Origin of the sequence: Stenotrophomonas sp. STK17_22 (assembly GCF_051983905.1) — a bacterium.
Classification (GTDB): domain Bacteria; phylum Pseudomonadota; class Gammaproteobacteria; order Xanthomonadales; family Xanthomonadaceae; genus Stenotrophomonas; species Stenotrophomonas maltophilia_A.
In genome coordinates this window covers 5,104,726-5,131,343 of the sequence record NZ_CP197010.1, presented here as the reverse complement: position 1 = coordinate 5,131,343, position 26,618 = coordinate 5,104,726, and the positions used below count along the sequence as shown (strand labels likewise).

Genomic DNA, 26,618 nt, shown 5'->3' with positions numbered 1-26,618 from the left:
TGGAATTGCGTGACGGGCGCGTGCGGATGAGCCTGCCAGCCACCCTCGATGGCCCGTGGCGCTTCGGCCCGGTGACGGTCTGGCGGCGCCCGCACGTGCCGGGCCACCGCGGTGAACCGCAGGCGCGGCAGGTGCTGGCGCAGGCGCTGGGCGCCGACCCGGACACGCTGCCGCTGGTCCGCGATGACAAGGGCCGGCCGGAGCTGAGCGGCGCGCTGGCCCACTACGGCACCGGCTGGAGCCACAGCGGCGAGGTGCTGCTGGTGGCGCTGGGCGAGGGCGTGCGGCTGGGCGTCGACCTGGAACTGCTGCGCCCGCGGCCGCGTCTTCTGGAAATCGTGCAGCGCTTCTTCCACCCCGAGGAAGTGGCCTGGCTGGAAAGCCTGGACGAGGCCGGGCGCGAGCACTGGTTCTTCCGCGTGTGGTGCGTCAAGGAGGCCATCCTGAAGGCGCACGGGCAGGGCATCTCGTTCGGCCTGCACCGCCTGCAGCTGGCACCGGGGGCCGATGGCGCCCTGCACCTGCGCTGGTGCGACCCGGAACTGGGCGAGGCCGCGCGCTGGCACCTGCACGAATGGCAGGCCACCGGCCAGTTCCGCGCCGCATTGGCCTGGTATCCACACTGAAGCGGGGAATCAGCGCGCAAAACCGGCGATAATGGCGGCATGAGCGAACACCCACTTCCCGCAAGCGTGGCTGCCACGCTGGAACAGGGCCTGGCCAGCATGGGCCTGGACGCCGCGCTGGCGCCGCCGCTGCTGCGCTACCTGGCCCTGCTGCACCGCTGGAACGGCACCTACAACCTCACCGCCATCCGCGACCCGCAGGAGATGGTCACCCGTCACCTGCTCGACTCGCTGGCGATGCAGCCGTTCGTGGCTGACGGCAGCCTGGCCGACCTCGGCACCGGCCCCGGCTTGCCTGGCATCCCGCTGGCGATCGCCTGCCCGGGCCTGCAGGTCACCCTGGTGGAGAGCAACGGCAAGAAGGCGCGCTTCATGCGCGAGGCCGTGCGCCAGCTCGGTCTGGGCAATGCCCGCGTGGCCGAATCGCGCGCCGAGGCGCTGGACGAAGCTGGCCACTACGACCAGCTGACCGCGCGTGCGATGGACACCCTGGCCGGCATCGTCCGCGTTGGTGGCCACCTGCTGCGCCCCGGTGGCGTGCTGCTGGCCATGAAGGGTGTCTACCCGCATGAAGAGATCGCGGAGCTGCCGGCTGGCTGGCAGGTGCGCGAGGTGACCCCGTTGAGCGTGCCCGGCCTGGCCGGCGAACGCCACCTGGTCACTGTTACAGGTCCCTGATTCCCGTCGCCAGCCCCTTGTGGAACAAGAGGTTGGCGATCCACGATTTCCGCAAGGGCCCGGTTGTACGCATAATGACCGGTCCCAGCACACGTCGACGAGGCACACCCGCATGGCCCGCATCATCGCCATCGCCAACCAGAAGGGTGGCGTCGGCAAGACCACGACCGCCGTCAACCTGGCCGCTTCCCTGGCCAACGCACCCAAGCGCGTGCTGTTGGTCGACCTGGATTCGCAGGGCAACGCGACCATGGGCAGTGGCGTGGACAAGCGTGAGCTGGTCTCCTCCACCTACGACCTGCTGCTGGGCGAGTCCAGCGCCGCCGATGTGCGCGTGCAGACCGCCGAAGGCTACGACCTGCTGCCCGGCAACATCGACCTGACCGCCGCCGAGATCCAGCTGATGGGCCAGAGCGAGCGCGAGCAGCGCCTGAAGCGCGCACTGGCGCCGATCCGCGACGAGTACGACTACATCCTGATCGATTGCCCGCCGGCGTTGTCGCTGCTGACGCTCAACGCGCTGGCCGCTGCCGATTCGGTGATCGTGCCGATGCAGTGCGAGTACTACGCACTGGAAGGCCTGAGCGCGCTGGTGGAAACCATCGAAGCGCTGCGTACCAGCCTGAACCCGGCGCTGGAGATCGAAGGGGTGCTGCGCACCATGTTCGACGTGCGCAACAACCTGGCCAACGCAGTGTCGGCCGAGCTCACCGAGCACTTCGGCGACCGCGTGTTCCGCACCATCGTGCCGCGCAACGTGCGCCTGGCCGAGGCGCCCAGCCATGGCCAGAGCATCGTCGGCTACGACCGCGCCTCGCGCGGTGGCGTGGCCTACCTGGGCCTGGCCGGCGAGATCATCCGCCGCAACAACGAACGCAACAAGGCCGCCAAGGCCGTGGAGACCGTCTGATGACCAGCAGCAAGCCGGCAGCCAAGAAGCGAGGCCTCGGCCGTGGCCTGGACGCGCTGCTGGGCCCGAAAGGCGCGGTCAGCCAGGTGCAGGCCACCACCGCGGTGATCGAACCGCTGCCGGGTGAAGTGCTGCGCAAGTTGCCGGTCGGCCAGCTGCAGCCGGGCAAGTACCAGCCGCGCCGCGAGATGGACGAGGGCAAGCTCTCCGAGCTGGCTGATTCGATCAAGTCGCAGGGCGTGATCCAGCCGATCCTGGTGCGCCAGCTGCCGGCAGGCAACTACGAGATCGTCGCCGGTGAACGCCGCTGGCGCGCATCGCAGCTGGCCGGCCTGGACGAAGTGCCGGTGGTGGTGCGCGAGCTGGAAGACCGCACCGTCATCGCGATGGCGCTGATCGAGAACATCCAGCGCGAAGACCTCAACCCGCTGGAAGAAGCCGAAGCGCTGCAGCGCCTGATCAGCGAATTCACCCTGACCCATGCCGAGGCTGCCGAGGCCGTCGGCCGCTCGCGTGCGGCGGTGTCCAACCTGCTGCGCCTGCTGGAGCTGCCGGTGGCAATCCGCCTGCTGCTGGAAACCCGCCGCCTGGAAATGGGCCATGCCCGCGCGCTGCTGACCCTGGCCCCCGAGCTGGCCGGCAAGCTGGCGCAGGAAGCGGCCGATGAAGGCTGGTCGGTGCGCGAGGTCGAGCGCCGTGCGCAGGCCTTCGCCGCCGGCAAGGTGCCCAGCAATCGCCCGGTGGCCGCGCCGAAGGTGCAGCAGGCCGACATCGCCTCGCTGGAAACCGAGCTGTCCGAATCGCTGGGGGCCAAGGTGGCGATCAGCCATGGCCGCGGTGGCAAGGGCAAGCTGATCATCCATTACACCGACCTGGATACCCTGGACGGTGTGCTGGAAAAGCTGCGTACGCGCCAGGGCTGAGCCCGGCGCAAAGACAGGGGGGGCGGCCTGTTCCTGCCGCGTCCTGTAATTGACAGGGAACGCACCGCCGCGCGCGCCGGGGGATGCACTGCTCTCCGGCCCGTGGCCCATCCAGGGAGCAGGACATGAGCAACGAATACGAGTACGAGGACGTCAGCCCGGACGGTACCCAGATACTGAGGCACCGGCGCGAAAAGGACTTTGTGCTCGCCATCGGCGAAGAGCAGCACATCGAAGCGATCAGCGGCCATATCGAGCGCCATCTCGGACCGATCGCCACGGTCCTGCACGAACTCATTTCCGACCTGGTGCACATTGACGTGCACGTGGTGCCGGCCAATGACCACTGCCCGTACCTGCGCCTGGTCACCTCCGGCATGAGCGACCTGCCGATGACCGTGCCCGCCGACGTGGACGCGGATGTGCCGCGCTACATGGAGCTGATGGTGACCCTGCCGGCCGACTGGCCGATGTCCCAGGACGCCTTCGAGGACGAGCGCAATTACTGGCCGGTGCGCCTGCTGAAGGGCATGGCGCGGCTGCCGCACGAGTACGACACGTGGCTGGGCTTCGGCCACACCATTCCCAACGGCCATCCCAGCGAGCCTTATGCGCCCGGAGCAGGCTTCGACGGTGCCATCGTGCTGATGCCGGTGACTGCTCCGGAGGACTTCGCCACGCTGGAGCTGGAGGATGGCAGGACCATCAGCTTCATGAGCCTGGTTCCGCTGTATCCGGAAGAGATGGACCTGAAGCTGAAGAAGGGCGCCGACGCCCTGCTCGACCGCTTCGATGCGAAGCAGATCAACGATGTGATCGAGCCTGGCCGCGTCAACGTGGCGAAGAAGCGTTTCGGTTTGTTCTGAGACCGGTAACATCAGGGGCCTGAATTTCTGCTTCCGGGCCCCTGCCATGACCATCCTGCTCACCGGCGCTGCCGGCTTCATCGGTGCCTACACCGCCCGCGCGCTGCTGGAGGCGGGCCAGCCGGTGGTCGGCCTGGACAACTTCAACGACTACTACGACCCGCAGATCAAGCGCGACCGCGTGGCCGCGCTGTGCCCGGCGCTGGACCTGCGCACCCTGGACCTGACCGACCAGCAGGGCTTGGCGGCACTGTTCGACGAGGTGAAGCCGACTGCGGTGATCCACCTGGCCGCGCAGGCCGGCGTGCGCTATTCGCTGGAAAACCCGCACGCCTACGTCGACAGCAACCTGGTCGGCTTCGTCAACATGCTCGAGCTGTGCCGCCACCGTGGCGTGCAGCACCTGGTCTATGCCTCCAGCAGCTCGGTCTACGGTGATTCGGCCACGCCGCCGTTCTCCGAGGACCAGCGCGTGGACCAGCCGCGCTCGCTGTATGCGGCCACCAAGGCGGCCAACGAGCTGATGGCCTACACCTACGCGCAGCTGTACGGCCTGCATGCCACCGGCCTGCGCTTCTTCACCGTGTATGGCCCGTGGGGCCGGCCGGACATGGCACCGTTGCTGTTCTCGCGCGCGGTGCTGGCCGGGCGGCCGATCGACGTGTTCAACGAAGGCCGCATGCAGCGCGACTTCACACATGTCTCCGACATCGTGTCCGGTATTCTCGGCGCGCTCGCGCATCCGGCCGATGGTCCGGTACCGCACCGGGTGTTCAACCTCGGCAACCATACGCCGGTCGAGCTGGAGCGCTTCATCAGCGTGATCGAGCAGGCCGCCGGTCGCCCCGCGCAGAAGGTCTACAAGCCGATGCAGCCGGGCGACATGGTGCGCACGATGGCCGATACCCGGCGCGCCCATGACGCATTCGGCTTCGACGCGGTGACCCCGATCGAAGCAGGGTTGCCCCCCGTCGTGCAGTGGTGCCGCGAGTATTTTGGCGACCGCGCCTGAGGAGGGATCCTCACACAGCCGGATTCATCTTCGGATAACCTCGGCTTCGGAGAATGCGCGGTCTTTGTCCCCCTTTGGCCGAGTGCCTTATGAGCCAACCCGAGCTTTCCGTTGTCGTCCCGGTGTTCAACGAACGCGACAATGTCGCCCCGCTGGTTGCCGAAATCACCGCCGCACTGCGTGGGCGGCTTCCGTTCGAGATCGTCTACATCGACGACCACTCGCGCGATGACACCCTGGCGGTGCTGCAGGGGCTGAAGGCGACCACGCCGGAACTGCGGGTGCTGCACCACGTGGACCAGAGCGGGCAGAGCACCGCCGTGCGCACCGGCGTCAAGCACGCACGTGCGCCGTGGATCGCGACCCTGGATGGCGATGGCCAGAACGATCCGGCCGACATTCCCAAGCTGCTGGCCGCGCGCGATGCCGCCGAGGCGCAGGTGAAGCTGTTCGCCGGCTGGCGCGTCAACCGCCAGGACAGCGGCAGCAAGCGCTGGGCCAGCAAGTGGGCCAATGCCATCCGTGCACGCATGCTGCGCGACGATACGCCCGATACCGGCTGCGGCATCAAGCTGTTCGAGCGCAGCGCGTTCCTCGACCTGCCCTACTTCGACCACATGCACCGCTACCTGCCGGCGCTGATGCAGCGCGCCGGCTGGAAGACCACCAGCGTGCCGGTCAACCACCGCCACCGTACCGCCGGTGTCTCCAAGTACAACAACCTCGGCCGCGCCCTGGTCGGCATCCGTGACCTGCGTGGCGTGGCCTGGCTGATCACCCGCAGCAAGCGCACCGCGGTGGAGGAGCGTTGATGGATCTGGAGCTGCACTGGCTCGACCAGCCGCTGACCTGGTTGTACTGGACCGGCCTGCATGTGACCGGCTGGAAGCTGATCGGCTACACCGGCGCGCTGATGTTCGGCGGCCGCTGGCTGGTTCAGTTCATCGCCTCCAAGCGCGCCGGCAAGCCGGTCATCCCGCGCCTGTTCTGGTACATGAGCGTGGTCGGCAGCCTGATGACGCTGAGCTACTTTCTGTTCTCGGCCAAGCAGGACTCGGTGGGCGTGCTGCAGAACCTGTTCCCGGCGTTCACCGCGCTGTACAGCCTGCAGCTCGACATCAAGCACCGGGGCTGGAAGCGGGACAAGGCCAGCCACTAAGGTCTTCGGGGCCTCATCCGGTAGCTGCCGACCTTGGTCGGCGCTGGGTTTGGGGGCCAACCAAGGTTGGCCGCTACCGGAGCCCCGGTCTGCCACGCTACGGTAGATGCCGACCTTGGTCGGCGCTGGGTTTGGGGGGCCAACCAAGGTTGGCCGCTACCGGGGCCCCGGTCTGCTGCGCAGGCAGGACCTTCGTCCCATGCCACGGGCCGTGGGCGGTGCCATCATCGGGGTCTGCCTTCCCGGGAACCTGTGCTCGTGAAAACCCGTCTTGCCGTTGCCCTGCTGATCGCCCTGTCCGCCCCTGCCGTAGCCCTGGCCGCGCCGCCCGCCGCCGCCGCACCGGCCAGCGTGGCCACCGAATCGCCCGCCGATGCCGCCTTCCGCGCGCTGTACGAGAAGGAATGGAAGTGGCGCCAGGAGGGCGGCGGCGAGGCCAGTGAGGACGAGGACGCTCCGGCCAATGCCACCCGCATGCCCGACGTCGGCCCGGCCGCGCAGCAGGCGCGCCTGAAGGTGTGGGATGAAACCCTGGCTGCACTGAAGAAGATCGACCCGAAGACCCTGTCGCCCGACAACCAGGTCAACTACGCGATCTACCGTGACCAGGTGTTCAACCTGGCCGAAGAAACGCGTCTGCGCGGCTACGAGATGCCGTTCAACGCCGACTCCTCGTTCTGGTCCAACCTGTCCTTCATGGCCCGGCGCGAGATGAAGACCGTGCAGGACTACCAGAACTACATCGCCCGCCTGAATGATGTGCCGCGCTACTTCGGCCAGCAGACCGAAAACATGCGCGCCGGCCTGAAGCGAGGTTTCAGCGTGCCGCGCGCGGTGCTCGATGGCCGCGAGGTGTCGATCGCCACCGTCGCCGAGCTGAAAGACCCGACCGAATCGCCGCTGTACGCGCCGTTCAAGAAGCTGCCCAACAGCATTCCGGCCGCCGAGCAGGCCAGGCTGCAGGCGCAGGCGCGTGAAGCGATCAGCGGCAAGGTGGTGCCGGCGTTCCAGCAGCTGCGCACCTTCTTCGTCAACGAGTACGTGCCGCAGGCGCGCACCACGCTGGCCGCCGAAGCGATGCCCGATGGCAAGGCGTACTACAAGCAGCAGATCCACGAATACACCACGCTGGACCTGTCGCCGGACGAGATCCACCGCATCGGTCTGGATGAAGTTGCACGCATCCAGAAGGAAATGAACGACATCATCAAGCAGGTGAAGTTCAAGGGCAGCTTCGCCGAGTTCCTGACCTTCCTGCGTACCGATCCGCAGTTCTATGCCAAGACGCCGGAAGAGCTGCTGTCGCGCGCCGCATGGATCTCCAAGCGGGCCGACGGTCAGCTCGGCAAGTACATGACCCTGCCGCGCGCCCGCTTCACCATCGTGCCGGTGCCGCCGGACATCGCGCCGTTCTGGACCGCCGGCCGCGGTGGCATGGGCACCTACTGGCTCAACACCTACAACCTGCCATCGCGCCCGCTGTACAACCTGCCGGCGCTGACCCTGCATGAATCCGACCCGGGCCACTCGCTGCAGGGGGCGATTGCCGCCGAGCAGAAGAACCTTCCCGAGTTCCGCCGCAACGCCTACATCTCTGCCTATGGCGAAGGCTGGGCGCTGTACTGCGAGAAGCTGGGCGTGGAGATGGGCATCTACGAAACCCCGTACGAGGATTTCGGCCGCCTGACCTACGAAATGTGGCGCGCGGCGCGCCTGGTGATCGACACCGGCGTGCACAGCAAGGGCTGGACCCGCGAGCAGGCGTTGGCCTACCTGCGTGACCACACCGCGCTGAGCGAGCATGAAGTGACCACCGAAGTGGACCGCTACATTTCCTGGCCGGGCCAGGCGCTGAGCTACAAGCTGGGCGAGATCGCCATCGTGCGCCTGCGTGCGCAGGCCGAGAAGGAGCTGGGCGACAAGTTCGACATCAAGGGCTTCCACGACACCCTGCTCAAGCAGGGCTCGGTGCCGCTGCCGGTACTGGAGCAGCAGATCCAGGCCTACATCGCCGAGCGCAAGAAGGCCTGACCGTGCAAGGGTAGTGCCGGCCGCTGGCCGGCAACCCGCATGCACCGCAATTGTTCGACATTGCCGGCCAGCGGCCGGCACTACCCCTGATTGGAAAACGGGGTCGGATCGCAGGATCCGACCCCGTGGTCTTTCAGCCAACTGCCCGCGGCTTGGCCACGCGTGCTGCAAAGGTCGGCAGCACCAGCAGGGTCAGCACGGTGGCGGTGATCAGGCCACCGATCACCACCGTCGCCAGCGGCTTCTGCACTTCCGCACCGGAACCGCTGGCAATCGCCATCGGAATGAAGCCGACGATCGCCACCAGCGCCGTGGTCAGCACCGCACGGATACGGCTCGATGCACCGTTGATCGCTGCCTGCAGCGGCAGGTCACCGGCATCCAGGCGTTCGCGGATCGCCTGCATCAGCACCAGGCCGTTCAAGGTGGCCACGCCGGAGACGGCGATGAAGCCGACCGCCGCCGATACCGAGAACGGCATGCCACGCAGCAGCAGCGCGAGGATGCCGCCGACCAGCGCCAGCGGCACGCAGCTGAACACCAGAATGGCTTCCTTGCCGCTGCGCAGGGCCATGAACAGCAGGCTGCCGATCAGCAGGAACACCACCGGCACCACCGTTGCCAGTCGCTTCTCCGCGCGCTGCAGGTTCTCGAACTGACCGCCCCAGGTCAGGTACGCACCCGGCGGCAGCGCCACGTCGGCTACTGCGGCCTGCGCCTCGCCGACGAAGCCGCCCAGATCACGGCCACGCACGTTGGCCTGCACTACCACGCGGCGGCTGCCGTTGTTGCGGCTGATCTGGTTCGGTCCTTCGCTGACCGTGATGCGCGCGACCGACGACAGCGGAATCACCAGCCCCGACGGCGTGGCGATCGGCAGCGAGGCCAGCTGGTCCGGATCGTTGCGCGAGGCATCGTCCAGGCGCACCACCACGTTGAAGCGGCGATCACCTTCGAAGATCTTGCCGGCCGCGGTGCCACCAATGCCGGTGGACAGTGCATCACTGACGTCTGCGGCAGTCAGGCCGTACTGCGCCGCCGCCACGTGGTCGATCGCCACGTTGAGCGTAGGCAGGCCGGAGATCTGTTCCACCCGCACGTCGGCCGCGCCGTTCACCGCACGCAGCTTCAGCGCCACCTGGTCGGCCACCTTCTGCAGCTGGCTGAAGTCATCGCCGAAGATCATCACCGCCAGGTCGGTACGCACGCCGGAGATCAGTTCGTTGAAGCGCAGTTCGATCGGCTGGCTGAACTCGAAGCTGTTGCCCAGCTGCTGCCCGGCCAGCTTTTCGAAGCGTGCCACCAGCGCGTCCTTGCCCAGCTTCGGATCCGGCCAGTCCTTGCGTGGCTTGAGCACGATCACGCTGTCGGAGATGTTGGTCGGCATCGGGTCGATCGCCGCCTCTGCGGTACCGGTGCGCGAGAACACGGTTTCCACTTCCGGCTGCTTGGCAATTGCTTTTTCCAAAGCCAGCTGCATCGCCAGCGACTGCTCCAGCGAGGTCGACGGCACGCGCAGGGCCTGCATCGCCACGTTGCCTTCGTCCAGCGTCGGCATGAACTCGCGGCCCAACAGCGAGAACGCGCCGATGCCCACCACCACCATCATCACCGCACCGGCCAGCACCGTGCGCGGATGCGCCACGGCTTTGCGCACCACTGGTTCGATGCGCGCACGCAGCACGCGGATCAGCTTGGTTTCGTGCTCGCCATCGTCAGCATGTGCATCGCCGTCCTTCACCTTCGGCTCGCGCACCAGCAGTGCGGCCATCGCCGGCACGAAGGTGAAGGAGAAGATGAAGGCACCGATCAGGGCCAGCATGAACGTGGCCGCCATCGGGTGGAACGTTTTGCCCTCCACGCCCTCCAAAGTAAGGATCGGCGCGAACACCAGCAGGATGATCAGCTGGCCGAAGGCCGCAGGGCGCGCCATCTTCATCGCCGAATCGGCGGCCACGCGCAGGCGTTCCATCGCGGTCAACGCACGGCCCAGTTCGGCGCGGCGCTGGCCCAGCATCAGCAGCGTCGACTCGACCACGATCACCGCACCGTCCACCAAGATGCCGAAGTCCAGCGCACCCAGGCTCATCAGGTTGCCGCTGATGCCGAAGCGGTTCATGCCGATGACTGCGAACAGGAACGACAGCGGAATGACCAGCGCGGTGATCGTTGCCGCACGCAGGTTGCCCAGCAGCAGGAACAGCACCACCACCACCAGCAGCGCACCCTCGGTGAGGTTCTTGGCCACGGTCTTGATGGTGGAATTGACCAGCACGCTGCGGTCCAGCACCGGTGCCGCCACGATGTCGGCCGGCAGCGACTTGTTCACCTGTTCCAGGCGCGCGGCGGCGGCCTGGGCCACGGTGCGGCTGTTGCCGCCGGCGATCATCAGCGCGGTACCCAGCACGGCTTCATGGCCGTTGCGGCTGGCCGCACCCAGGCGCGGCGCGCGGCTCAGCTCGACCTCGGCCACATCGGCCACGCGCACCACCACGCCATTGCGGGTAGCCACCGGGGCCTGTGCCAGATCCTCGGTGGTCAGCGCCAGGCCGTCGGCACGTACCACCAGGCCTTCGCCCGCACGCTGCACGAAACCGGCACCGGCCTGCACGTTGGAACGCTGCAGGGCAGTGACCAGGTCGGCCAGGCCGAGGCCGTGCGCGGCCAGCTTGGCACTGTCCGGATGCACGCCGTATTCCTTGACGTAGCCGCCGACCGTATCGACGCCGGCCAGCCCCGGGCTGGAACGCATCTGCGGCGCGATGATCCAGTCCTGCACGGTGCGCAGGTAGGTGGCACGTTCTTCCGGCGTGCGAAGCAGGTTGCCTTCCGGCGTGCGGTAGACCTCGCCGGCCTGCCAACCCGCTTCACCGGGCTTGGCCAGCTTGGCCGGATCGAACGCGGTGAAGTCCACGGTCCACATCAGTACCTCGCCGAGGCCGGTGGTGACCGGCGACAGCATCGGCGACGCGCCATCGGGCAGGTCTTCCGATGCCTCGCGCATGCGTTCGGCCACCTGCTGGCGGGCGAAGTAGATGTCGGTGGCATCGGTGAAGATCGCGGTGACCTGCGAGAAGCCATTGCGCGACAGCGAACGCGTGGTGGTCAGGCCGGGAATGCCGGCCAGCGCGGTTTCCAGCGGGTAGGTCACCTGCCGTTCGATCTGCTCCGGGGTCAGTGCAGGTGCCACCGTGTTGATCTGCACCTGGCGGTTGGTGATGTCCGGCACCGCGTCGATCGGCAGCTTGCCCAGCTGGAACAGGCCCACGGCAGCGATCAGCGCCGCCATGAACACCACCAGCCAGCGGTGGCGCACCGCTGTTTCAATGATCAGCTTGAACATGGTCGCCTCCTCAGTGGCCGTGCTCGGCTTCGCCCTTGGCCAGTTCGGCCTTGAGCAGGAAGGCGTTGGCACCGACGATGCGCTCGTTGCCGGTCAGCCCACCGAGGATCTCGATGCGGTCGCCGGCACGGCGCCCGGCCAGCACCGGCTGCGCCTTGAAGCCGCCGTCGACGGCGACGAACACCGCGCTGCTGCCATCAACGTTCTGCACCGCATCGGCGGGCACGCTGAGCGAACCGTCCTGGCCTTCGGTGACCACCACTGCCGAAACCGGCGAACCGGCCGGCGGCAGCGACGCATCCACCGGCGTGGCACGGATGACCGCGACGCCGCCCTGCTGGCGCACATCGGCGGCCGAACCGGTGACGGTGGCGGTGAAGCTGCCACCCGGCACGCTGACTTCCAGCTTCATACCGGGCGTGACCTGCGCGGCCAGCGCGGGCGGTGCGGTGAACACCAGCTCGTTCATCGTCGGGTCGGCGACGTCGGCCACCGCGCTGCCGGCGGCGACCACGCCGCCCGGGGTGACCTGCACGTTGCCGACGATGCCGGCCACCGGGCTGGTGATGCGCACGCGACCGCTGGCATCGGGCGCACCGTTGGCGGCGGCCTGGGCCTGCGCGGCAGCAGCCTGGGCCTGTGCCGCCAGCGAACGTGCACGCGAGGCTTCCATCTCCTGGCGGGCGACCACGCCCTGGTCGACCAGCGCCTTGTCGCGGCCATAGGCCAGCCGCGCGGCTTCGGCTTCGGCCGCTGCGGCCAGCGCATTGGCGCGGAACACCGCCGCTTCGCCGCTGACCACGATCGCCAGCGCCTGGTTCTGCTTCACCGCGGTGCCCGGCGCGACCAGCACGCGCTCGACGCGGCCGGTCACCGTGGAGGCCACCGACGCGCGTGCGCCGACCGACGGTTCGACCCGGCCGGACAGGCGCGTGGAACCACCGCCACCGCGACCGATCGCGACCACTTCAATACCGGAGGCCTTGATCTGCTCCGGGGTCAGCTGCACCACGCCTTCGTCGGCGTCAGCAGGCGCCTTCGCGGTTTCTGCCTTGGCTTCCTTGCTGCCGGCGGCATGGCCGTGGCCATCGTCGGTGCCGGCCTTGGCCGCAGCGGGGTTTTCATTGGCAGGCGTCTGCGCGTTGCCGGCGCAGCCGGCCAGCAGCATGGTCAGCAGCACGCCGCCGATCAGCGGGAAAGTACGGGAGAGAGTCATTTGGCCTCCACAAAAGGTGCGCGCCCTTCCAGGCGGGCAAGATCGATTTCCGCGGCGACGCGCGACAGGCGCGCATCCACGGCGGTGCCGCGGGCGGCGATGAGGGCGCTGCGCGTGCTGCGCAGTTCCAGCTGCGAGATGCGTCCGGCGTCGAAGCCAATGCGGGCCAGGCGATACGCCTCTTCGGCGGCGACCACGCTTTCATCGGCGGCGCGGGTACGGCTGCTGGCGGCCTTCAACCCGGCCACCGCAGAGAGGCGCTCGGCCTCGCTGTCGCGGCGCTGCTGGTCCAGGCGCGCTTCGGCCGCGCGCTGGTCGGCATTGGCGGCGCGGATGCCACCGCGGTTGCGGTCGAACAGCGGGATGCTGAGGCTGACCCCGAGGTTGTAGGCACGCTCGCCGCCTTCGCGGAAGCGGGTCTGCGCGGCGGTGACACTGAGGTCGGGCAGGGCACGCTTGCGCTCCACCTCGACCAGCTTGCCCGCCGCATCGGCTTCGGCTTCGGCAATGCGCACCGCCAGCGCCACGTCGGTGGCACCGCGCGGCAGCGGCGGCGCACGGTCGAGCAGGCTGTCGTTGATCGACTGCACCGGTGCATCCAGCAGTGCAGCACCGGCCAGGCGGGCCAGCGCGGCATCGCGGAAGGCCTGCGCCTCATCCAGCGAGGCGCTGGCGTTGGCCACTTCGCTCTGCGCCTGCACCGCACGCAGCTGCGGTTCGCGGCCCTGCTTGACCAACGCGTTGACGGCGTTGGCGTCATCGCGGGTGAGGCTCAGTGCCTCTTCGGCCAGGGCGTAGCGGCGCAGTGCACTTTCCGCCTGTGCGTAGACCACCGCCAGCTGGCTGGCCACGTCGCTGCGGCTTTGGGCACCACGCAGGTTGGCGGCCTGTGCTTCGGCCCGGGCCGCACGGACGCGCGCGCCACGCTGGCCCCAGACCTCCAGCGGCTGGGACAGGGTGAGCACGGTATCGGCCTTGCCCATGCCGCCGTAGGAGCCGGTGCCCCAGGCGTTTTCGGCGGAGTAGGAGAGGGAAGGATTGGGCAACGCACGGGCCTGGTCGGCGCGCGCGTCGGCGGCCTCGGCCAGCGCCGTACCCACACGGGTACCGGGCAGCTGGTCCAGGCGTTCAAGCAGGGTGTCGTAGGAGGGGGCGGCTTGCGCCATCACCGATGCCGCCGGGGCCAGGCCCAGCAACACGGCGACGACCAGCCCGGCCGCGCGCGGCGACCGAGGTGTCAGGATCGACATAGGGGGATTCCGGTTGTGAGTGAAACGGGAGCCCGCGATTGCGGGACGCGCTCAACTCACGCCCGGGGGGGACGCGTCAATTCATCCTGGGCGACCGCATAGGTCGCAACGTCGCCGGCATTCATCCAGCGCGCCGGCAGCGGCGTACCGAAGGCGGCGAAATCGTTCGCCGGCAGGCTCAGCGTGGAGTGGTGGCAGTGGTTATGCGTGCAGGCACCCGTGTGCTTGCTGTCGCTGTCACCGCCTGCATCGTCCGCGAGGGATTCGACATGGGCGCTGCTGGCATGCGGTTCCACCGCACACACCAGTGCGTCGGCCACCGGCACGACCACGAATGCCGCCATCAGCAGCATCATCAGGTACGTACGCAGTTGGCGGGTGATCCGGCGCATGGAGGGGAGGCTAGCAAGCGGTTTTCGCCGGATACAATATCAATGGCCACCTCGGGAATTCGTCGGAACCTCCCGTTCAGGTGGGCCGGGCACGCCAGCTCTGGCAGGTGCCGACCTCCTGCCCCGGTGGGTGTCGACCTTGGTCGACACGCTTTTCGGCCCCCGACACGTTGCCGGCCAGCGGCCGGCACTACCCGTATCACGGCAGCTCCGCTATCACCCTGATCTCGAACTGGAACCCGTACAGCCAGGTCACGCCGACTGCCCTGGTAGGTGTCGACCTTGGTCGACACGCTTTTCGACCCCCGACACCTTGCTGCCGGCCATCGGCCGGCACTACCGCCGGTCTGCAGGCAGCTTCGCGATCACCCTGATCTCGAACTGGAACCCATACAGCCAGGTCACGCTGACTGCCCTGGTAGGTGTCGACCTTGGTCGACACGCTTTTCGACCTCCGACACATTGCCGGCCAGCGGCCGGCACTACCCGTATCACGGCAGCTTCGCGATCACCTTGATCTCGAACTGGAACCCGTACAGCCAGGTCACGCCGATGCCGGTCAGGGTCGGGTGCGGCGCCTCGCCCCAGTACTCGGGCACGATCGCCCAGGCCTTCTCAAAGTTCTTCTCGGGGTCGACCAGGAACACGGTCACGTCGACCACGTCATCGAAGCTGCAGCCGGCGGCAGCCAGTACCGCATTGAGATTTTCGAAGGCGCGGCGCACCTGCGCTTCGAAGTCCGGCTCAGGCGAACCATCCTCGCGGCTGCCGACCTGGCCGGAGACGAACAGGAAGCCATTGGAACGGATCGCCGGCGAGTAGCGGTTGCGCTCGTACAGGGCCTGGCGGCCGGCGGGGAAAACGACATCACGCTGTGACATGGGGAAGATCCCGTGGGAGAGAACGCCATCCTCCGCGCCAGCGCTGTCTGGATAAACCGCGATGATCGGCCTAGATTGATTGCCAATTCCAAACAATTATGACCCACCATGGACCGTTTCGAGGCGATGCGGGCCTTTGCCCGGGTAGTGGAAACCGGCAGCTTCACCCGCGCCGCACACACGCTGCAGATCAGCCGCACTACGGTCACCCAGCTGGTGCAGCAGCTGGAGGCGCACCTGCGGCTGCGCCTGCTCAACCGCACCACGCGCCGGGTCAGCGTCACCGCCGACGGCGCGGCCTACTACCCGCGCATCGCCCGCCTGCTGGCCGAGCTGGAAGAAGTGGAGGGCGGGCTGGGCGACGCGGCCACCCAGCCACGCGGGCGGCTGCGCGTGGATGTGCCCGGGCCGTACGCGCGGTTGCGGCTGGTGCCGGCGTTGCCGGATTTCCAGGCGCGCTACCCGGAGATCCAGCTGGACATCGGCGTCAGCGACCGCGAGGTCGACGTCATCGCAGACAACGTCGATTGCGTGATCCGGGGTGGTACCCCGACCGACCCGGCACTGGTGGCGCGACCGCTCGGCGCCCTGCCGATCGGTTTCCACGCCAGCCCCGGCTATGTGCAGCGTTTCGGCCTGCCGACCGATCCGCGCGCACTGGAAGGCCCCGATCACCACATGGTCGGCTTCCTCAGCCCGCGCAGTGGCCGCGCACGCGTGTTCGTTGCACAGCGCGGCGATGAGCGCGTTGAGGTGCAGGGCCGCTATACGGTCGGCTTCGATGATGGAAACGCCTATCTGGCCGCTGCGTTGGCGGGGTTGGGCGTGGTGGCGCTGCCCAGCTACATGGCCGAGCCGCACATGGCGCGTGGCGAACTGCTGCCGCTACTGCAGGACTGGCAGCTGCCACCGATGCCGATGCATGTGATGTTCCCGCCGAATCGGCACATGAGCCAGCGGCTGCGGGTGTTCATTGATTGGGTGGTGGAAGGGTTGGGGTGAGTGCATCGGTCGCGTGCGAAAATCCGGCTACACGTACTGGAGAACGCACACCCTGATGAGCCGCATCGTCGCACTGGATACCGAAACCACCGGCATCTCCCACCGCCTGGGGCACCGGGTGATCGAAATCGGTGCCGTCGAACTGATCGATGGCCAGCTCACCGGCCGCCAGTTCCACACCTACCTGCAGCCGCAGCGCAAGGTGGACTGGGGCGCGCAGCGCGTGCACGGCATCAGCGACGCGATGCTGGTGGGCAAGCCACTGTTCTCCAGCAAGGCCGCCGAGCTGCTGGAGTTCCTGCGTGGCAGCGAGATGGTCGCGCACAACGCCACCTTCGATGTGGGCTTCCTGGACAACGAGCTGCGCCTGGCTGGCATCCCCGGCACGCTGGCCCAGCATTGCCGCATCACCTGCAGCCTGAAGCTGGCGCGCGGGCGCTGGCCAGGCCAGGGCAATAAACTGGACGACGTGTTGCAGCGCCTGCGCATTCCCAGCCAGCGCGGCCTGCACGGCGCGTTGAAGGATGCCCATCTACTGGCCCAGGTGATTCCGCATCTGCGCTGAGGCCTGGTCGCCGTTACATCGGCCGCAACCAGCGCTCGATCATTGCCACGCCACATGCCACCCCGTCCTCACTGCTCATCGCCACGCCCAAGGCCGCCGCGCGTGCGCGTGTTGCTTCGGTTGCAGCGAAGGTGATGGCTGCTGCCAGCGCTGCTGCATCCAGTCGCTTCGGTGACAACGGTGCCGGTGCTACGCCCAATCGATACAGGCGATCGGCCCAGAAGAACTGATCTGCGGCGAACGGCATCACCAGTGAAGGAATGCCGGCGCGGCAGGCCGAATGCGTGGTGCCGCTGCCACCGTGGTGGATGGCGAATGCGCAACGCGGGAACAGCGCTTCGTGTGGGGTCGGGCCCAGGACGAAGACAGAATCGGGCAAGCGCATCGCAGGCAGTCCCACCCAGCCGGGAAACAGCAGGACACGGCGCGGTGCCAACGCCTGCAGCAGGGCCGGCAACACGCGTTCGCGATCAAAGCCGGTCATGCTGCCGAAGCCCAGATAGACCGGCGGCGGTCCGGCGTCGAGGAAGGCCTGCAGATCGGCCGGCGGCGTCCAGGGCGCATCAGGAAACCGCCATTGGCCACAGACGATGTGGTCGGCCGGCCAGTCCGTGGGTGGCGGCAGCAGCTGCGGCGAGATGCCATAGAGCATCGGCAGGCCGGACCACAGTGAGCGGCGCGGCGATTGCCCCAGCTGCTTGCGGGCCTCGTTGATCGGCTGGCGGAACTGGCGCCAGATCAGGCCGTTGACCAGCCCATAGCTGGCCCGGTTCAACCAGCCCGGCGAGCGTCCCGGCGGCAGGAACGGGGAGCGGAAGGCACGCGTCGGGGTCAGTGGAATCATGCCGGTCCCGATCACCGGCAGACCCCGGCGTTCGCCCACACTCATGCCGACAAAGGCCGCCAAGCCACCGGTCAGAATCGCATCGCAGCCTTCGGCAGCGGCATCGGCCTGACGCATCCAGCCGCTGACATGCTGCAGCGCCATCCGTGCCAGCCCGCTACTGGCGGCGGCAACACCGTTGCCACGCGAGACCAGCGCGACCACTTCGTCATGGATGTCACCTTCAAGAGCCGCATGGGGCACATCCAGTGCCTGCGCGCTGCCCAGGGTGCCGCCATCGGCAAGCAGTGTCACCTCGTGGCCTGCGCCAATCAGCCCATGGCAGAGCATGGCCAGCGGACGCGTATCGCCTTCGGTTCCGTAGGTCAGGGCCAGCAGCCGCATGGAAAGCTCCGCAGTGAACCGGGCCAGTATGCCGGTTGGTGGGCTCCCGGCCCTCCCGGTTCAGCCCCAGCCTGTGGGTAACTTGCGCAAGTGCTTGAACCCGTGCATAATGCGCGGCTCGCTGTGTCCGGTTTTCTACCGGGCGGCGCCTCCGGGAGCACGTCCCCGGCCGCCCAACGCCAGCGTAACCCTTTGATTCTCTTGACGTGTGGTGGACAACCATCGAGGCCGCCGTCTCCCGGGCTACGGGCTGACACAACTTACTATCGAGGTGCGCAATGTCCCGCGTATGCCAGGTTTCCGGCAAGCGAGTGCAGACGGGTAACAACGTCTCGCACGCCAACAACAAGACCCGTCGTCGTTTCCTGCCGAATCTGCATGAGCGCCGCTTCTGGGTTGCCAGCGAAAACCGCTGGGTGAAGCTTCGTGTTTCCGCGCATGCACTGCGCACCATCGACAAGAACGGCATCGATTCCGTTCTGGCTGAGCTGCGTGCGCGCGGCGAAAAGGTCTGAGGAGTAGACGATCATGGCAGGCAAGCGCGATAAGGTCCGTATGATTTCGACCGCTGGTACCGGTCACTTCTACACGACCGACAAGAACAAGAAGAACACCCCGGGGAAGATGGAATTCTCCAAGTACGATCCGGTCGTGCGTAAGCACGTCCCGTACAAGGAAGGCAAGATCAAGTAATCCGCAAGGATTGCTGATCCCCGCGAAAAAACCCGCCCTTGTGGCGGGTTTTTTCATGCCTGGCATCCAGATGGTGGGTGCCAACCTTGGTTGGCAACTTGTCCCGCCCCCGGTAGGTGTCGACCTTGGTCGACACGCTGTCCCTTCACCCGGTAGGTGCCAACCTTGGTTGGCACGCCGTCCCCACCCCCGGTAGGTGTCGACCTTGGTCGACACGCTGTCCCCCACCCGGTAGGTACAAACCTTGGTTGGCACACGGCTTCAAAGCAGTCGAGCGCGGCTCGACTCTACACACCCCGCTGGGCAGAATGGCCCATCACCTCCCGACGGGCGACGCGATGCTGTTCGAGTGGTTGCTGGGTTCCTACCTGCTGCTGATCGACTGGCTGATCCGGCTGGTCGCGCTGTGCTGGATCCCCACCCGCACCACGCCGGGGGCGGCGCGCAGCTGGCTGCTGCTGGTCGGCTTCGTGCCGCTGCTGGGCCTGCCGCTGTACCTGCTGTTCGGCCATCCGTGGCTGTCACGCGAGCGCATCCGCCGCCAGGCCGAGGCCTCGCAGGTCATCCGCGAGGAACAGGCGCTGCAGCATCGCCTGCGCTGGACCCCGCAGCCGGACACTGCCTGCGCCGAGATCGTGCCGCTGGTGCAGCGCCAGGGCGACTTCATGCCGGTGCATGGCAACGCGGTGGACCTGCTGACCGACTACGACGAATCGCTGCACACGCTGATCGCCGACATCGACCAGGCCGAAGACCGCGTGCACCTGCTGTACTACCTGATGTTTGACGACGCGGTGGGCGAGGCGATGGTCGAGGCGCTGCAGCGTGCAGCCGCGCGTGGCGTGCAATGCCGTGTGCTGCTCGACGCGGTGGGTGCCAAGCGCGGTCTGCGCGCCTATCGCAAGCGCCTGCAGGCGCGCGACATCGAAGTGCGCGCGATGCTGCCCGGTGGCCTGCGCTGGCGCCGCAGCGGGCGCATGGACCTGCGCAACCACCGCAAGATCGCGGTGATCGACAACGAAGTGGCCTATGTCGGTTCGCAGAACCTGGCGGGCCCGCAGTTCGTGCCCGGCCACCCGAACCGAGAGCTGGTGGCGCGCGTGCGCGGCCCGGCGGTGGCGCATCTGGAAGCGGTGTTCGCCAGCGACTGGTACATGGAAACCGGCCAGCGTCTGGACGTGATCGCCGATGTGCCCGAGTGCAGCGATGACATCGCCACCCAGCTGCTGCCCAGCGGCCCGGCCTATCCGTACAGCAACGCACGCGATGCGGTGGCCGCGCTGATCCACCTGGCACGGCGGCGGCTGGTGATGGTCACGCCGTACTTCGTGCCCGACGAGGCCACGTTGAGCGCGCTGCGCATTGCGGCGCTGTCCGGCGTGGACGTGCAGCTGATCCTGTCGGCCAGCAACAACCAGCGGCTGACCTCGTGGGCGCAGGAGGCGTACTACGACGAGCTGCTGCGCTGTGGCGTGCGCATCGCCCTGTACGAACCGCAGTTCCTGCACGCCAAGCACATGAGCGTGGACGAGGACATCGCCGTGCTCGGCTCGATCAACATGGATATCCGCTCGTTTGCGCTGAATGCCGAGATCGGCCTGATCTGCTACGACCGCGCGCTGGTGCAGCAGCTGTGCGCAATCGAGGACAGCTACCTGCGTGAATCGCGGCAGCTGGATCTGCAGCAATGGCGCAGCCGCCCCACGTGGAGGCGCAGCCGCGAAGGCATCGCACGGCTGGCCGATGCGTTGATGTAAGGCAATGCCGGCCGCCCGCTTCGGCAATCCGGCCTGTCATCGCCGATGGCCTACAATCGGCACATGACTGATTCACCGCGTAATGGCGAACTGGACCTGGCAATCATCGGTGGTGGTGCGGCCGGGGTGCTGGTGGCGATCCAGGTACTGCGCCAGGCCAAGGCGCCGCTGGCGCTGGCCATTTTCGAACCCGCCTCGCAGCTGGCGCAGGGCATCGCCTATGCCACGCCGTGGCCGGAGCATCTGCTGAACGTGCCGGCGGCGAAGATGAGTGCGTTTGCCGACCAGCCCGGCGATTTCCTCGACTACCTGATGGCCGCCAACGCCTACCCGGGCGAGGCGCGCGAGGTGCTGGGCGAGCGTTACGTGTGCCGCCACTACTTCGCGGCCTACCTGCAGCAGCGCCTGCAGGACGCTGCCGCAGCCAGCCCGGCGCAGCTGCAGGTGATCGCGCAGCCGGTACTGGGCCTGCAGCCGGATGACCACGGCTACCAGCTGACGCTCGGCGATGGCCACACGCTGCACGCCGCGCAGGCGGTGCTCGCCACCGGCAACAGCATGCGCCCGCTGCCGGTGGCCGGTGCCGATGCACTGCCCGCCGATGACGTGATCGAGGCCTGGGACTACGACGGCGTACGCACCCTGGCCGGCGAGCAGGCCGTGGCCATCGTCGGCTCCGGCCTGAGCATGGCCGACACCGTGCTGGCATTGGTCGCTGCCGGCCACACCGGCCCGCTGCACGTGATCTCGCGCCACGGCCTGCTGCCGTTGCCGCATGCGCACGGCGGCTTGCCCAGCTTCGACCCGGCCACGTTGCTGCCGATGAACCTGCGCCAGCGCCTGCACGCATTGCGCGGGTTCGCACGCCAGACGCAGGCCGACGGCCTGCCGTGGCAGGGCGTGATGGACCGCATCCGTCCGCACGGGCAGGCGCTGTGGTGCAGCCTCGACGCGGCCGACCAGCGCCGCTTCCTGCGCCATGTGGTGCGCTATTGGGACGTGCATCGCCACCGCATCGCCGAAGAAGTGGATGCGCAGCTGCAGTCCCTGCAGGACAGTGGCCAGCTGCGTATTCACCGGTCCCGCCTGCAGCGCGTCTGGCGCGACGGCGATTCACTGCAGCTGTCCGGCCGCGATGCCTCGGGCAATGAACAGCAGTGGATGATCGGCGGGGTGATTAACGCCACCGGCGTGGAGACCCGCGCCAGTGCGCTGCGCAACCCGTTGCTGCAGCAGCTGCAGGCCGACGGTCTTACCCGCCCCGGCCCGCATGGGCTGGGCCTGGACAGCACGGTGCCTGGCGACCGCCTGTGTGCCGCCGGTGGCCAGCCGCAGGCACGGCTGGGCGTGCTCGGCAGCCTGCGCATCGGCAGCCTGTGGGAAAGCCTGGCGGTGCCTGAACTGCGTCAGCAGGCCCAGGCACTGGCCACCCAGGTGGTCGCAGGAGCCGCGACGGCGATGCCGTAAAATGGGGGCATGGATGTCTCCCACCTGCTTGATGGCCTGAACCCGGCCCAGCGCGAAGCCGTCTCCGCTCCCCCCGGCCACCACCTGGTGCTGGCCGGTGCCGGTTCCGGCAAGACCCGCGTACTCACCCACCGCATCGCCTGGCTGCATGAAGTCGATGGCGTGCCGACCCACGGCATTTTCGCGGTGACCTTCACCAACAAGGCGGCCGGCGAAATGCGCCACCGCATCGACGCACAGCTGCCCAATGGCAGCCGTGGCATGTGGATCGGCACCTTCCACGGCCTGGCCAATCGCCTGCTGCGCCTGCACTGGCAGGACGCGAAGCTGCCCGAAGGCTTCCAGGTGATGGACTCGGACGACCAGCTGCGGCTGGTCAAGCGGGTGGTGCAGGCGCTGGAACTGGACGACGGCAAGTACCCGGCCAAGCAGATCGCGTGGTGGATCAACGCGCAGAAGGACGAAGGCCGCCGCCCGCAGCACATCCAGCCCGAGCCGCATGATGCGTGGCTGGAAACCATGCGCCAGGCCTATATCGAGTACCAGGCACGCTGCGACCGCGCCGGCCTGGTCGACTTCGCCGAGCTGCTGCTGCGCGCGCACGAACTGCTGCGCGACAACCCGGCCCTGCTGGCGCACTACCGCGCCCGCTTCCGCGAGATCCTGGTGGACGAGTTCCAGGACACCAACGCCATCCAGTACGCCTTCGTGCGCGTGCTGGCCGGCGATTCCGGCCACGTGTTCGTGGTCGGCGACGATGACCAGGCCATCTACGGCTGGCGCGGTGCCAAGGTCGAGAACGTGCAGGGCTTCCTGCGCGACTTCCCGGGTGCGCAGACCATCCGCCTGGAACAGAACTACCGCTCCACCGCCAACATCCTCGGCGCCGCCAATGCGGTGATCGCGCACAACCCCGACCGCATCGGCAAGCAGCTGTGGACCGACAGTGGCGACGGTGAGCCGATCGACCTGTACGCCGCCTACAACGAGATGGACGAGGCACGCTACATCGTCGAGCGCGCGCGCCAGTGGGTGCGTGACGGTGGAAGCTATACCGAAGTGGCCGTGCTCTACCGCAGCAATGCGCAGTCGCGCGCGCTGGAAGAAGCGCTGCTGAGCGAACAGGTGCCGTACCGCGTGTACGGCGGCATGCGCTTCTTCGAGCGTGCCGAAATCAAGGACGCGCTGGCCTACCTGCGCCTGCTGTCCAACCGCAACGACGACGCGGCGTTCGAGCGCGCGGTCAATACGCCGACGCGTGGCATCGGCGACCGCACGCTGGACGAAGTGCGCCGCGAGGCGCGCGCGCAGGGTATTTCGCTGTGGGAAGCGACCATGCTGGTCACCCAGGGCAGCGCGCTGGCCGCGCGTGCGCGCAATGCGCTGGCCGGCTTCCTGGTGCTGGTCAACGAGCTGCAGGCGCAGACCGTGCACATGACCCTGGCCGAGCGCGTGGACCACGTGCTGGCCCGCTCGCAGCTGCGCGAGCACTGGAGCAAGGAAAGCCGCAACGCGCTGGACTCGGAATCGCGCACCGACAACCTCGACGAACTGGTCTCGGTGGCCTCGCGCTTCGTGCGCCGCGCCGACGACATCGAGGAAGTGGGCGAGAACATGGACGAGCTGGTCGCGTTCCTGGCCTATGCCGCGCTGGAGGCTGGCGAGGGCCAGGCGCAGGCGGGCGAGGACGGCGTGCAGCTGATGACCCTGCACTCGGCCAAAGGCCTGGAGTTTCCGCTGGTGTTCCTGGCCGGCCTGGAAGAAGGCCTGTTCCCCAGCGCACGTTCGCTGGAGGAAAGCGGGCGGCTGGAAGAAGAGCGCCGCCTGGCCTACGTCGGCATCACCCGCGCGCGCCAGAAACTGGTGCTGAGCTACGCCGAATCGCGCCGCATCCACGGCCAGGACAACTACAGCCTGCCGTCGCGCTTCCTGCGCGAGATTCCCCGCGAGCTGCTGCACGAAGTGCGGCCGAAGGTGCAGGTCTCGCGGCCGGCCTCGATGGGCGCCAGCCGGGTGATGGGCCATGCCTCGATCGAGGCGCCGCCGCTGAAGCTCGGCGCGCTGGTCACCCATCCCAAGTTCGGCGAAGGCATGGTGACCGACTACGAAGGCAACGGCGCCCACGCCCGCGTGCAGGTCGAGTTCGCCGATGCCGGCAGCAAGTGGCTGGTGATGGCGTATGCCAACCTGACGGTGATCTGATCACTGTCGGGGGGCGGGAATTCCTGTAGAGCCGAAGGTAGCGGCAGGAGCCGCTGCCAACGTCGCTTGCGACGGCCCGAAGGGTGCCGGTCAGGACGACCGGCATAGCCATGCTCGGCTGCTTGCAGCGGGAAAAGTCAGTCGAGCACGGCTCGACTCTACAAAAACGAGTATCCATGACCCGCAACGTGCTCTTCCTCTGCAGCCAGAACCGCCTGCGCAGCCCCACCGCCGAGCAGGTATTTGCCGATTGGCCGGGCATCGAGACCGCCTCAGCCGGGTTGCTGGCCGACGCCGAGGAAGTACTCAGCCCCGAGTTGCTGCAGTGGGCCGACCTGGTGTTCGTGATGGAGAAGGCGCACCGCAACCGTCTGTCCAGCCGTTACAAGGCATGGCTGAACGGCAAGCGGGTGATCTGTCTGGATATCCCCGACGACTACGACTACATGGACCCGGTGCTGGTGGAGTTGCTGAAGCGCAAGGTGGCGCCGTTTCTGCGCTGATCGCATCGAACCCCCGTAGAGTCGAGCTTGCTCGACTGCCTTGTGCCGCGCTAGAAGCAGTCGAGCAAGCTCGACTCTACAATGGGGCCTGACATCTTCCAGGAACGCCCCGATGACCGAACCCACGCTGCACGTCACCGTGAAGTTGAACGCCAAGCTGCAGCCCGAGCATCGCCACGAACTGTTCGAGGATCCGCTCGATGCGCTGCTGCAGGCGGCCCAGGTGGGCGAGCTGACCGGCGGCGGCACCGCGATGTCCGACCTCGGCGAGGTCGAATACGGCGATATCGAAGTGGCGCTGGTCGATGCGGCCGGCGTGCCGAAGCTGATCGATCTGCTGGAGCAGCTGGGTGCGCCGAAGGGTTCGCAGCTGCAGGGCGCAGGCCAGGCTGACCGCAGCTTCGGCGTGACCGAAGGCCTGGGCATCTACCTGGATGGCCTGAACCTGCCGGACGAGGTCTACGAACAGTGCGATTCCAACCACGTATTCGAGCAGCTGTCGGAGAACATCGACGGCCTGGGCGAGATCTGCAGCTGGTGGCAGGGCCCGACCGAGACCGCGCTGTACATGTACGGCGAATCGTTCGAAGCGATGCGTGATGCGATTGCCGGATTCGTGGGCAGCTATCCGCTGTGCCAGAACGCACGCGTGGTGCAGATCGCCTGAAGGTAGGGGCGCTGTAGAGTCGAGCAAGCTCGACTCTACGGCAGCAGGTTATCGGCCGGCTGACTGCCGGGCGTTGTCGCGCAGCGCCATGTCCTTGCCGATCTGGTAGCCGCCGAACAGCACCGCCAAGGCGATGATCGCGGCGACCATGATGGACTTCTGGGAACTCCAGACGGGCGGCTTGTTGTCCTGCATGTCGGTCGTCCTTGGGCGCGGCGTGCCGCCGCCCACCCAGCTTGCGCTGCGGTGTCCGGGTACGCAAGCCGGCGGTGCGCACACGCCGCTGCACGGCGCCGGATTGATCCTGCTCAAGGCGCGGCCTGCACATCCGGTGTGCAATGGTGTTGTTCCCATCTGGCAGACCGCCACGGAGCCCCACCATGTACAAGCGCATCCTGATTGCCACCGACGGATCCGAGCTGGCCGACAAGGGCCTGGCCAAGGGTCTGGAGCTGGCCAAGGACCTCAACGCCGAGGTCGATATCGTGACCGTTTCCGAGCCGTGGGCCGTCGGCATGTACGACGCCATGGGCTGGAGCGTGGGCTACATGAACAGCCCTGAATACAAGGCCGACCGCGAGGAAGGTGCGCAGAAGGTGCTGCAGCCGGCGCTGGCCAAGGCCGCCGAGCAGGGCATTACCGCCAACCCGGTGCACGTGCTGGACCGCTATGCGGCTGACGGCATCATCGAGACCGCCGGCGAGCGCAACAGCGACCTGATCGTGATGACCTCGCATGGCCGCCGTGGTGTGACCCGTGTGCTGCTGGGCAGCCAGACCGCCGAAGTGCTGGCACGCAGCACGCTGCCGGTGCTGGTCATCCGCTGATACAAGCGTTCCCGGGGAGGGGACCCGACGCCGGCCGCAGGATGCGCGCCGGCGTCATCTTTTGTAGGGGCCGGCAGGGGCCCATCCACGCATGGCGTGGATCTACTGAATCGCAGGGATCCGACCCCGGTCACATCACCAGCTGTACAGCTTCCAGTACACCGGCGACACGCCGTCCTTGTCGTTGTCGAAACGGCCATCGCCGTTCTTGTCGTACATGTAGAACGGGGCACCGCGCGACGGGGTCACCTTGACCATGCGCAGCTGGCCGGACACGCGGTATTCCTCGATGACATCGCCGTTGTCCATGGTGCGCTTGGACACATCCGCGCCCTTGACGTCCACCGGGGGAGCGCCCGCGCCACCCATGCTGGCGCAGCCAGCGAGCAGGAGCAGGGAAGCCAGCATCAGGGTCTTCAT

General features: G+C 67.6%; 28 protein-coding genes. 19 read left to right on the top strand and 9 right to left on the bottom strand.

Features of this window, described 5'->3' with window-relative positions:
• The first annotated feature begins 26 nt into the window (after positions 1-26).
• The 9 genes from ACSYS9_RS23860 to ACSYS9_RS23820 all read left to right on the top strand — a co-directional run bounded on the left by ACSYS9_RS23860 (position 27) and on the right by ACSYS9_RS23820 (position 8,205).
• On the top strand, positions 27-626 hold the full coding sequence (locus ACSYS9_RS23860; RefSeq protein WP_049399162.1) for a 4'-phosphopantetheinyl transferase family protein: 600 nt from the start codon (positions 27-29) through the stop codon (positions 624-626).
• Positions 627-665: 39 nt separating this feature from the next.
• Complete coding sequence (gene rsmG, locus ACSYS9_RS23855; protein WP_012512505.1) at positions 666-1,304, top strand: 16S rRNA (guanine(527)-N(7))-methyltransferase RsmG; 639 nt, start codon at positions 666-668, stop codon at positions 1,302-1,304.
• A 112-nt stretch (positions 1,305-1,416) separates the two neighbouring features.
• Entirely contained in the window at positions 1,417-2,214 is a 798-nt protein-coding gene (locus tag ACSYS9_RS23850) for a ParA family protein (RefSeq protein ID WP_071229450.1), read from the top strand.
• Positions 2,214-3,137, top strand: a complete 924-nt coding sequence (locus ACSYS9_RS23845; protein WP_071229451.1) for a ParB/RepB/Spo0J family partition protein — start codon at positions 2,214-2,216, stop codon at positions 3,135-3,137. Before ACSYS9_RS23850 ends, ACSYS9_RS23845 begins: the two co-directional genes overlap by 1 nt.
• Positions 3,138-3,262: 125 nt before the next feature.
• Positions 3,263-4,003: a suppressor of fused domain protein gene (locus ACSYS9_RS23840; protein ID WP_071229452.1), complete on the top strand. Its 741-nt coding sequence runs from the start codon at positions 3,263-3,265 to the stop codon at positions 4,001-4,003.
• Between the two features lie 46 nt (positions 4,004-4,049).
• Complete coding sequence (locus tag ACSYS9_RS23835; protein WP_071229453.1) at positions 4,050-5,015, top strand: NAD-dependent epimerase/dehydratase family protein; 966 nt, start codon at positions 4,050-4,052, stop codon at positions 5,013-5,015.
• 89 nt (positions 5,016-5,104) lie between these two features.
• Positions 5,105-5,827 (top strand): glycosyltransferase family 2 protein, encoded by a 723-nt coding sequence (locus ACSYS9_RS23830; protein WP_010482377.1) that lies wholly within the window; start codon positions 5,105-5,107, stop codon positions 5,825-5,827.
• Positions 5,827-6,174, top strand: a complete 348-nt coding sequence (locus ACSYS9_RS23825; RefSeq protein ID WP_005414908.1) for a lipid-A-disaccharide synthase N-terminal domain-containing protein — start codon at positions 5,827-5,829, stop codon at positions 6,172-6,174. Before ACSYS9_RS23830 ends, ACSYS9_RS23825 begins: the two co-directional genes overlap by 1 nt.
• A 258-nt stretch (positions 6,175-6,432) precedes the next feature.
• Entirely contained in the window at positions 6,433-8,205 is a 1,773-nt protein-coding gene (locus tag ACSYS9_RS23820; RefSeq protein ID WP_071229454.1) for a DUF885 domain-containing protein, read from the top strand.
• 133 nt (positions 8,206-8,338) lie between these two features.
• On the opposite strand, the gene ACSYS9_RS23815 is transcribed toward ACSYS9_RS23820, so the two are convergent.
• The 5 genes from ACSYS9_RS23815 to ACSYS9_RS23795 form a co-directional block, all read right to left on the bottom strand.
• Positions 8,339-11,548, bottom strand: coding sequence for an efflux RND transporter permease subunit (locus ACSYS9_RS23815; protein ID WP_071229455.1), 3,210 nt, complete (start codon positions 11,546-11,548; stop codon positions 8,339-8,341).
• A gap of 10 nt (positions 11,549-11,558) precedes the next feature.
• A complete protein-coding gene (locus ACSYS9_RS23810; protein ID WP_071229456.1) occupies positions 11,559-12,764 on the bottom strand; it encodes an efflux RND transporter periplasmic adaptor subunit in 1,206 nt (401 codons plus the stop codon).
• A complete protein-coding gene (locus tag ACSYS9_RS23805) occupies positions 12,761-14,014 on the bottom strand; it encodes a TolC family protein (RefSeq protein ID WP_071229457.1) in 1,254 nt (417 codons plus the stop codon). Before ACSYS9_RS23805 ends, ACSYS9_RS23810 begins: the two co-directional genes overlap by 4 nt.
• A gap of 56 nt (positions 14,015-14,070) precedes the next feature.
• Positions 14,071-14,406: a hypothetical protein gene (locus ACSYS9_RS23800; protein WP_006402574.1), complete on the bottom strand. Its 336-nt coding sequence runs from the start codon at positions 14,404-14,406 to the stop codon at positions 14,071-14,073.
• Positions 14,407-14,897: 491 nt separating this feature from the next.
• Positions 14,898-15,287 carry a RidA family protein gene (locus ACSYS9_RS23795; RefSeq protein ID WP_012512496.1) on the bottom strand — a complete coding sequence of 130 codons (390 nt, stop codon included), beginning with the start codon at positions 15,285-15,287 and terminating at the stop codon, positions 14,898-14,900.
• 108 nt (positions 15,288-15,395) lie between these two features.
• On the opposite strand from ACSYS9_RS23795, the gene ACSYS9_RS23790 reads away from it, so the two are divergent.
• Both ACSYS9_RS23790 and dnaQ read left to right on the top strand, forming a co-directional pair.
• Complete coding sequence (locus ACSYS9_RS23790; RefSeq protein ID WP_071228614.1) at positions 15,396-16,289, top strand: LysR family transcriptional regulator; 894 nt, start codon at positions 15,396-15,398, stop codon at positions 16,287-16,289.
• A 55-nt stretch (positions 16,290-16,344) separates the two neighbouring features.
• Positions 16,345-16,854: a DNA polymerase III subunit epsilon gene (dnaQ, locus tag ACSYS9_RS23785; protein WP_049462269.1), complete on the top strand. Its 510-nt coding sequence runs from the start codon at positions 16,345-16,347 to the stop codon at positions 16,852-16,854.
• Between the two features lie 13 nt (positions 16,855-16,867).
• On the opposite strand, the gene ACSYS9_RS23780 is transcribed toward dnaQ, so the two are convergent.
• Complete coding sequence (locus ACSYS9_RS23780) at positions 16,868-18,082, bottom strand: glycosyltransferase (protein WP_071228613.1); 1,215 nt, start codon at positions 18,080-18,082, stop codon at positions 16,868-16,870.
• 278 nt (positions 18,083-18,360) lie between these two features.
• Here ACSYS9_RS23780 and rpmB point away from each other — a divergent pair, with 278 nt between their 5' ends.
• Both rpmB and rpmG read left to right on the top strand, forming a co-directional pair.
• The gene (rpmB, locus tag ACSYS9_RS23775; RefSeq protein ID WP_005411638.1) at positions 18,361-18,597 is read left to right on the top strand and encodes a 50S ribosomal protein L28; all 237 of its coding nucleotides are present in this window, start codon (positions 18,361-18,363) and stop codon (positions 18,595-18,597) included.
• A 10-nt stretch (positions 18,598-18,607) separates the two neighbouring features.
• On the top strand, positions 18,608-18,775 hold the full coding sequence (gene rpmG, locus ACSYS9_RS23770) for a 50S ribosomal protein L33 (protein ID WP_170272460.1): 168 nt from the start codon (positions 18,608-18,610) through the stop codon (positions 18,773-18,775).
• Here the strand turns inward: rpmG and ACSYS9_RS23765 are convergent.
• Positions 18,768-18,911, bottom strand: a complete 144-nt coding sequence (locus ACSYS9_RS23765) for a hypothetical protein (RefSeq protein WP_177179512.1) — start codon at positions 18,909-18,911, stop codon at positions 18,768-18,770. The genes rpmG and ACSYS9_RS23765 overlap by 8 nt on opposite strands.
• 202 nt (positions 18,912-19,113) lie before the next feature.
• Between ACSYS9_RS23765 and cls the strand changes: the two genes are divergently transcribed.
• From cls to ACSYS9_RS23740, 5 genes are all read left to right on the top strand, one after another.
• Positions 19,114-20,532, top strand: a complete 1,419-nt coding sequence (gene cls / locus ACSYS9_RS23760) for a cardiolipin synthase (RefSeq protein WP_071228612.1) — start codon at positions 19,114-19,116, stop codon at positions 20,530-20,532.
• Between the two features lie 45 nt (positions 20,533-20,577).
• A complete protein-coding gene (locus tag ACSYS9_RS23755) occupies positions 20,578-21,999 on the top strand; it encodes an FAD/NAD(P)-binding protein (protein WP_071228611.1) in 1,422 nt (473 codons plus the stop codon).
• Between the two features lie 9 nt (positions 22,000-22,008).
• Positions 22,009-24,201, top strand: coding sequence for a DNA helicase II (uvrD, locus tag ACSYS9_RS23750; protein ID WP_071228610.1), 2,193 nt, complete (start codon positions 22,009-22,011; stop codon positions 24,199-24,201).
• A 176-nt stretch (positions 24,202-24,377) separates the two neighbouring features.
• A complete protein-coding gene (locus ACSYS9_RS23745; RefSeq protein WP_053498324.1) occupies positions 24,378-24,704 on the top strand; it encodes a low molecular weight protein tyrosine phosphatase family protein in 327 nt (108 codons plus the stop codon).
• Positions 24,705-24,816: 112 nt separating this feature from the next.
• Entirely contained in the window at positions 24,817-25,371 is a 555-nt protein-coding gene (locus ACSYS9_RS23740) for a hypothetical protein (protein WP_071228609.1), read from the top strand.
• 48 nt (positions 25,372-25,419) lie between these two features.
• On the opposite strand, the gene ACSYS9_RS23735 is transcribed toward ACSYS9_RS23740, so the two are convergent.
• Positions 25,420-25,566 (bottom strand): hypothetical protein, encoded by a 147-nt coding sequence (locus ACSYS9_RS23735; RefSeq protein ID WP_005411630.1) that lies wholly within the window; start codon positions 25,564-25,566, stop codon positions 25,420-25,422.
• A gap of 185 nt (positions 25,567-25,751) precedes the next feature.
• Between ACSYS9_RS23735 and ACSYS9_RS23730 the strand changes: the two genes are divergently transcribed.
• Positions 25,752-26,198: a universal stress protein gene (locus ACSYS9_RS23730; protein WP_005411629.1), complete on the top strand. Its 447-nt coding sequence runs from the start codon at positions 25,752-25,754 to the stop codon at positions 26,196-26,198.
• Between the two features lie 135 nt (positions 26,199-26,333).
• On the opposite strand, the gene ACSYS9_RS23725 is transcribed toward ACSYS9_RS23730, so the two are convergent.
• Complete coding sequence (locus ACSYS9_RS23725; RefSeq protein WP_005411628.1) at positions 26,334-26,618, bottom strand: DUF2782 domain-containing protein; 285 nt, start codon at positions 26,616-26,618, stop codon at positions 26,334-26,336.

Coding starts and splice junctions, on each gene's coding strand:
- ACSYS9_RS23830 (WP_010482377.1), top strand. CDS start 5,105: ATGAGCCAACCCGAGCTTTCCGTTGTCGTCCCGGTGTTCAACGAACGC.
- ACSYS9_RS23845 (WP_071229451.1), top strand. CDS start 2,214: ATGACCAGCAGCAAGCCGGCAGCCAAGAAGCGAGGCCTCGGCCGTGGC.
- ACSYS9_RS23780 (WP_071228613.1), bottom strand. CDS start 18,082: ATGCGGCTGCTGGCCCTGACCTACGGAACCGAAGGCGATACGCGTCCG.
- cls (WP_071228612.1), top strand. CDS start 19,114: ATGCTGTTCGAGTGGTTGCTGGGTTCCTACCTGCTGCTGATCGACTGG.
- ACSYS9_RS23725 (WP_005411628.1), bottom strand. CDS start 26,618: ATGAAGACCCTGATGCTGGCTTCCCTGCTCCTGCTCGCTGGCTGCGCC.
- ACSYS9_RS23745 (WP_053498324.1), top strand. CDS start 24,378: ATGACCCGCAACGTGCTCTTCCTCTGCAGCCAGAACCGCCTGCGCAGC.
- ACSYS9_RS23730 (WP_005411629.1), top strand. CDS start 25,752: ATGTACAAGCGCATCCTGATTGCCACCGACGGATCCGAGCTGGCCGAC.
- ACSYS9_RS23790 (WP_071228614.1), top strand. CDS start 15,396: ATGGACCGTTTCGAGGCGATGCGGGCCTTTGCCCGGGTAGTGGAAACC.
- rpmB (WP_005411638.1), top strand. CDS start 18,361: ATGTCCCGCGTATGCCAGGTTTCCGGCAAGCGAGTGCAGACGGGTAAC.
- ACSYS9_RS23825 (WP_005414908.1), top strand. CDS start 5,827: ATGGATCTGGAGCTGCACTGGCTCGACCAGCCGCTGACCTGGTTGTAC.
- ACSYS9_RS23850 (WP_071229450.1), top strand. CDS start 1,417: ATGGCCCGCATCATCGCCATCGCCAACCAGAAGGGTGGCGTCGGCAAG.
- ACSYS9_RS23860 (WP_049399162.1), top strand. CDS start 27: ATGAGCCTGCCAGCCACCCTCGATGGCCCGTGGCGCTTCGGCCCGGTG.
- ACSYS9_RS23810 (WP_071229456.1), bottom strand. CDS start 12,764: ATGACTCTCTCCCGTACTTTCCCGCTGATCGGCGGCGTGCTGCTGACC.
- ACSYS9_RS23800 (WP_006402574.1), bottom strand. CDS start 14,406: ATGCGCCGGATCACCCGCCAACTGCGTACGTACCTGATGATGCTGCTG.
- ACSYS9_RS23740 (WP_071228609.1), top strand. CDS start 24,817: ATGACCGAACCCACGCTGCACGTCACCGTGAAGTTGAACGCCAAGCTG.
- ACSYS9_RS23805 (WP_071229457.1), bottom strand. CDS start 14,014: ATGTCGATCCTGACACCTCGGTCGCCGCGCGCGGCCGGGCTGGTCGTC.
- dnaQ (WP_049462269.1), top strand. CDS start 16,345: ATGAGCCGCATCGTCGCACTGGATACCGAAACCACCGGCATCTCCCAC.
- ACSYS9_RS23755 (WP_071228611.1), top strand. CDS start 20,578: ATGGCCTACAATCGGCACATGACTGATTCACCGCGTAATGGCGAACTG.
- ACSYS9_RS23795 (WP_012512496.1), bottom strand. CDS start 15,287: ATGTCACAGCGTGATGTCGTTTTCCCCGCCGGCCGCCAGGCCCTGTAC.
- ACSYS9_RS23840 (WP_071229452.1), top strand. CDS start 3,263: ATGAGCAACGAATACGAGTACGAGGACGTCAGCCCGGACGGTACCCAG.
- ACSYS9_RS23735 (WP_005411630.1), bottom strand. CDS start 25,566: ATGCAGGACAACAAGCCGCCCGTCTGGAGTTCCCAGAAGTCCATCATG.
- ACSYS9_RS23835 (WP_071229453.1), top strand. CDS start 4,050: ATGACCATCCTGCTCACCGGCGCTGCCGGCTTCATCGGTGCCTACACC.
- uvrD (WP_071228610.1), top strand. CDS start 22,009: ATGGATGTCTCCCACCTGCTTGATGGCCTGAACCCGGCCCAGCGCGAA.
- rsmG (WP_012512505.1), top strand. CDS start 666: ATGAGCGAACACCCACTTCCCGCAAGCGTGGCTGCCACGCTGGAACAG.
- ACSYS9_RS23815 (WP_071229455.1), bottom strand. CDS start 11,548: ATGTTCAAGCTGATCATTGAAACAGCGGTGCGCCACCGCTGGCTGGTG.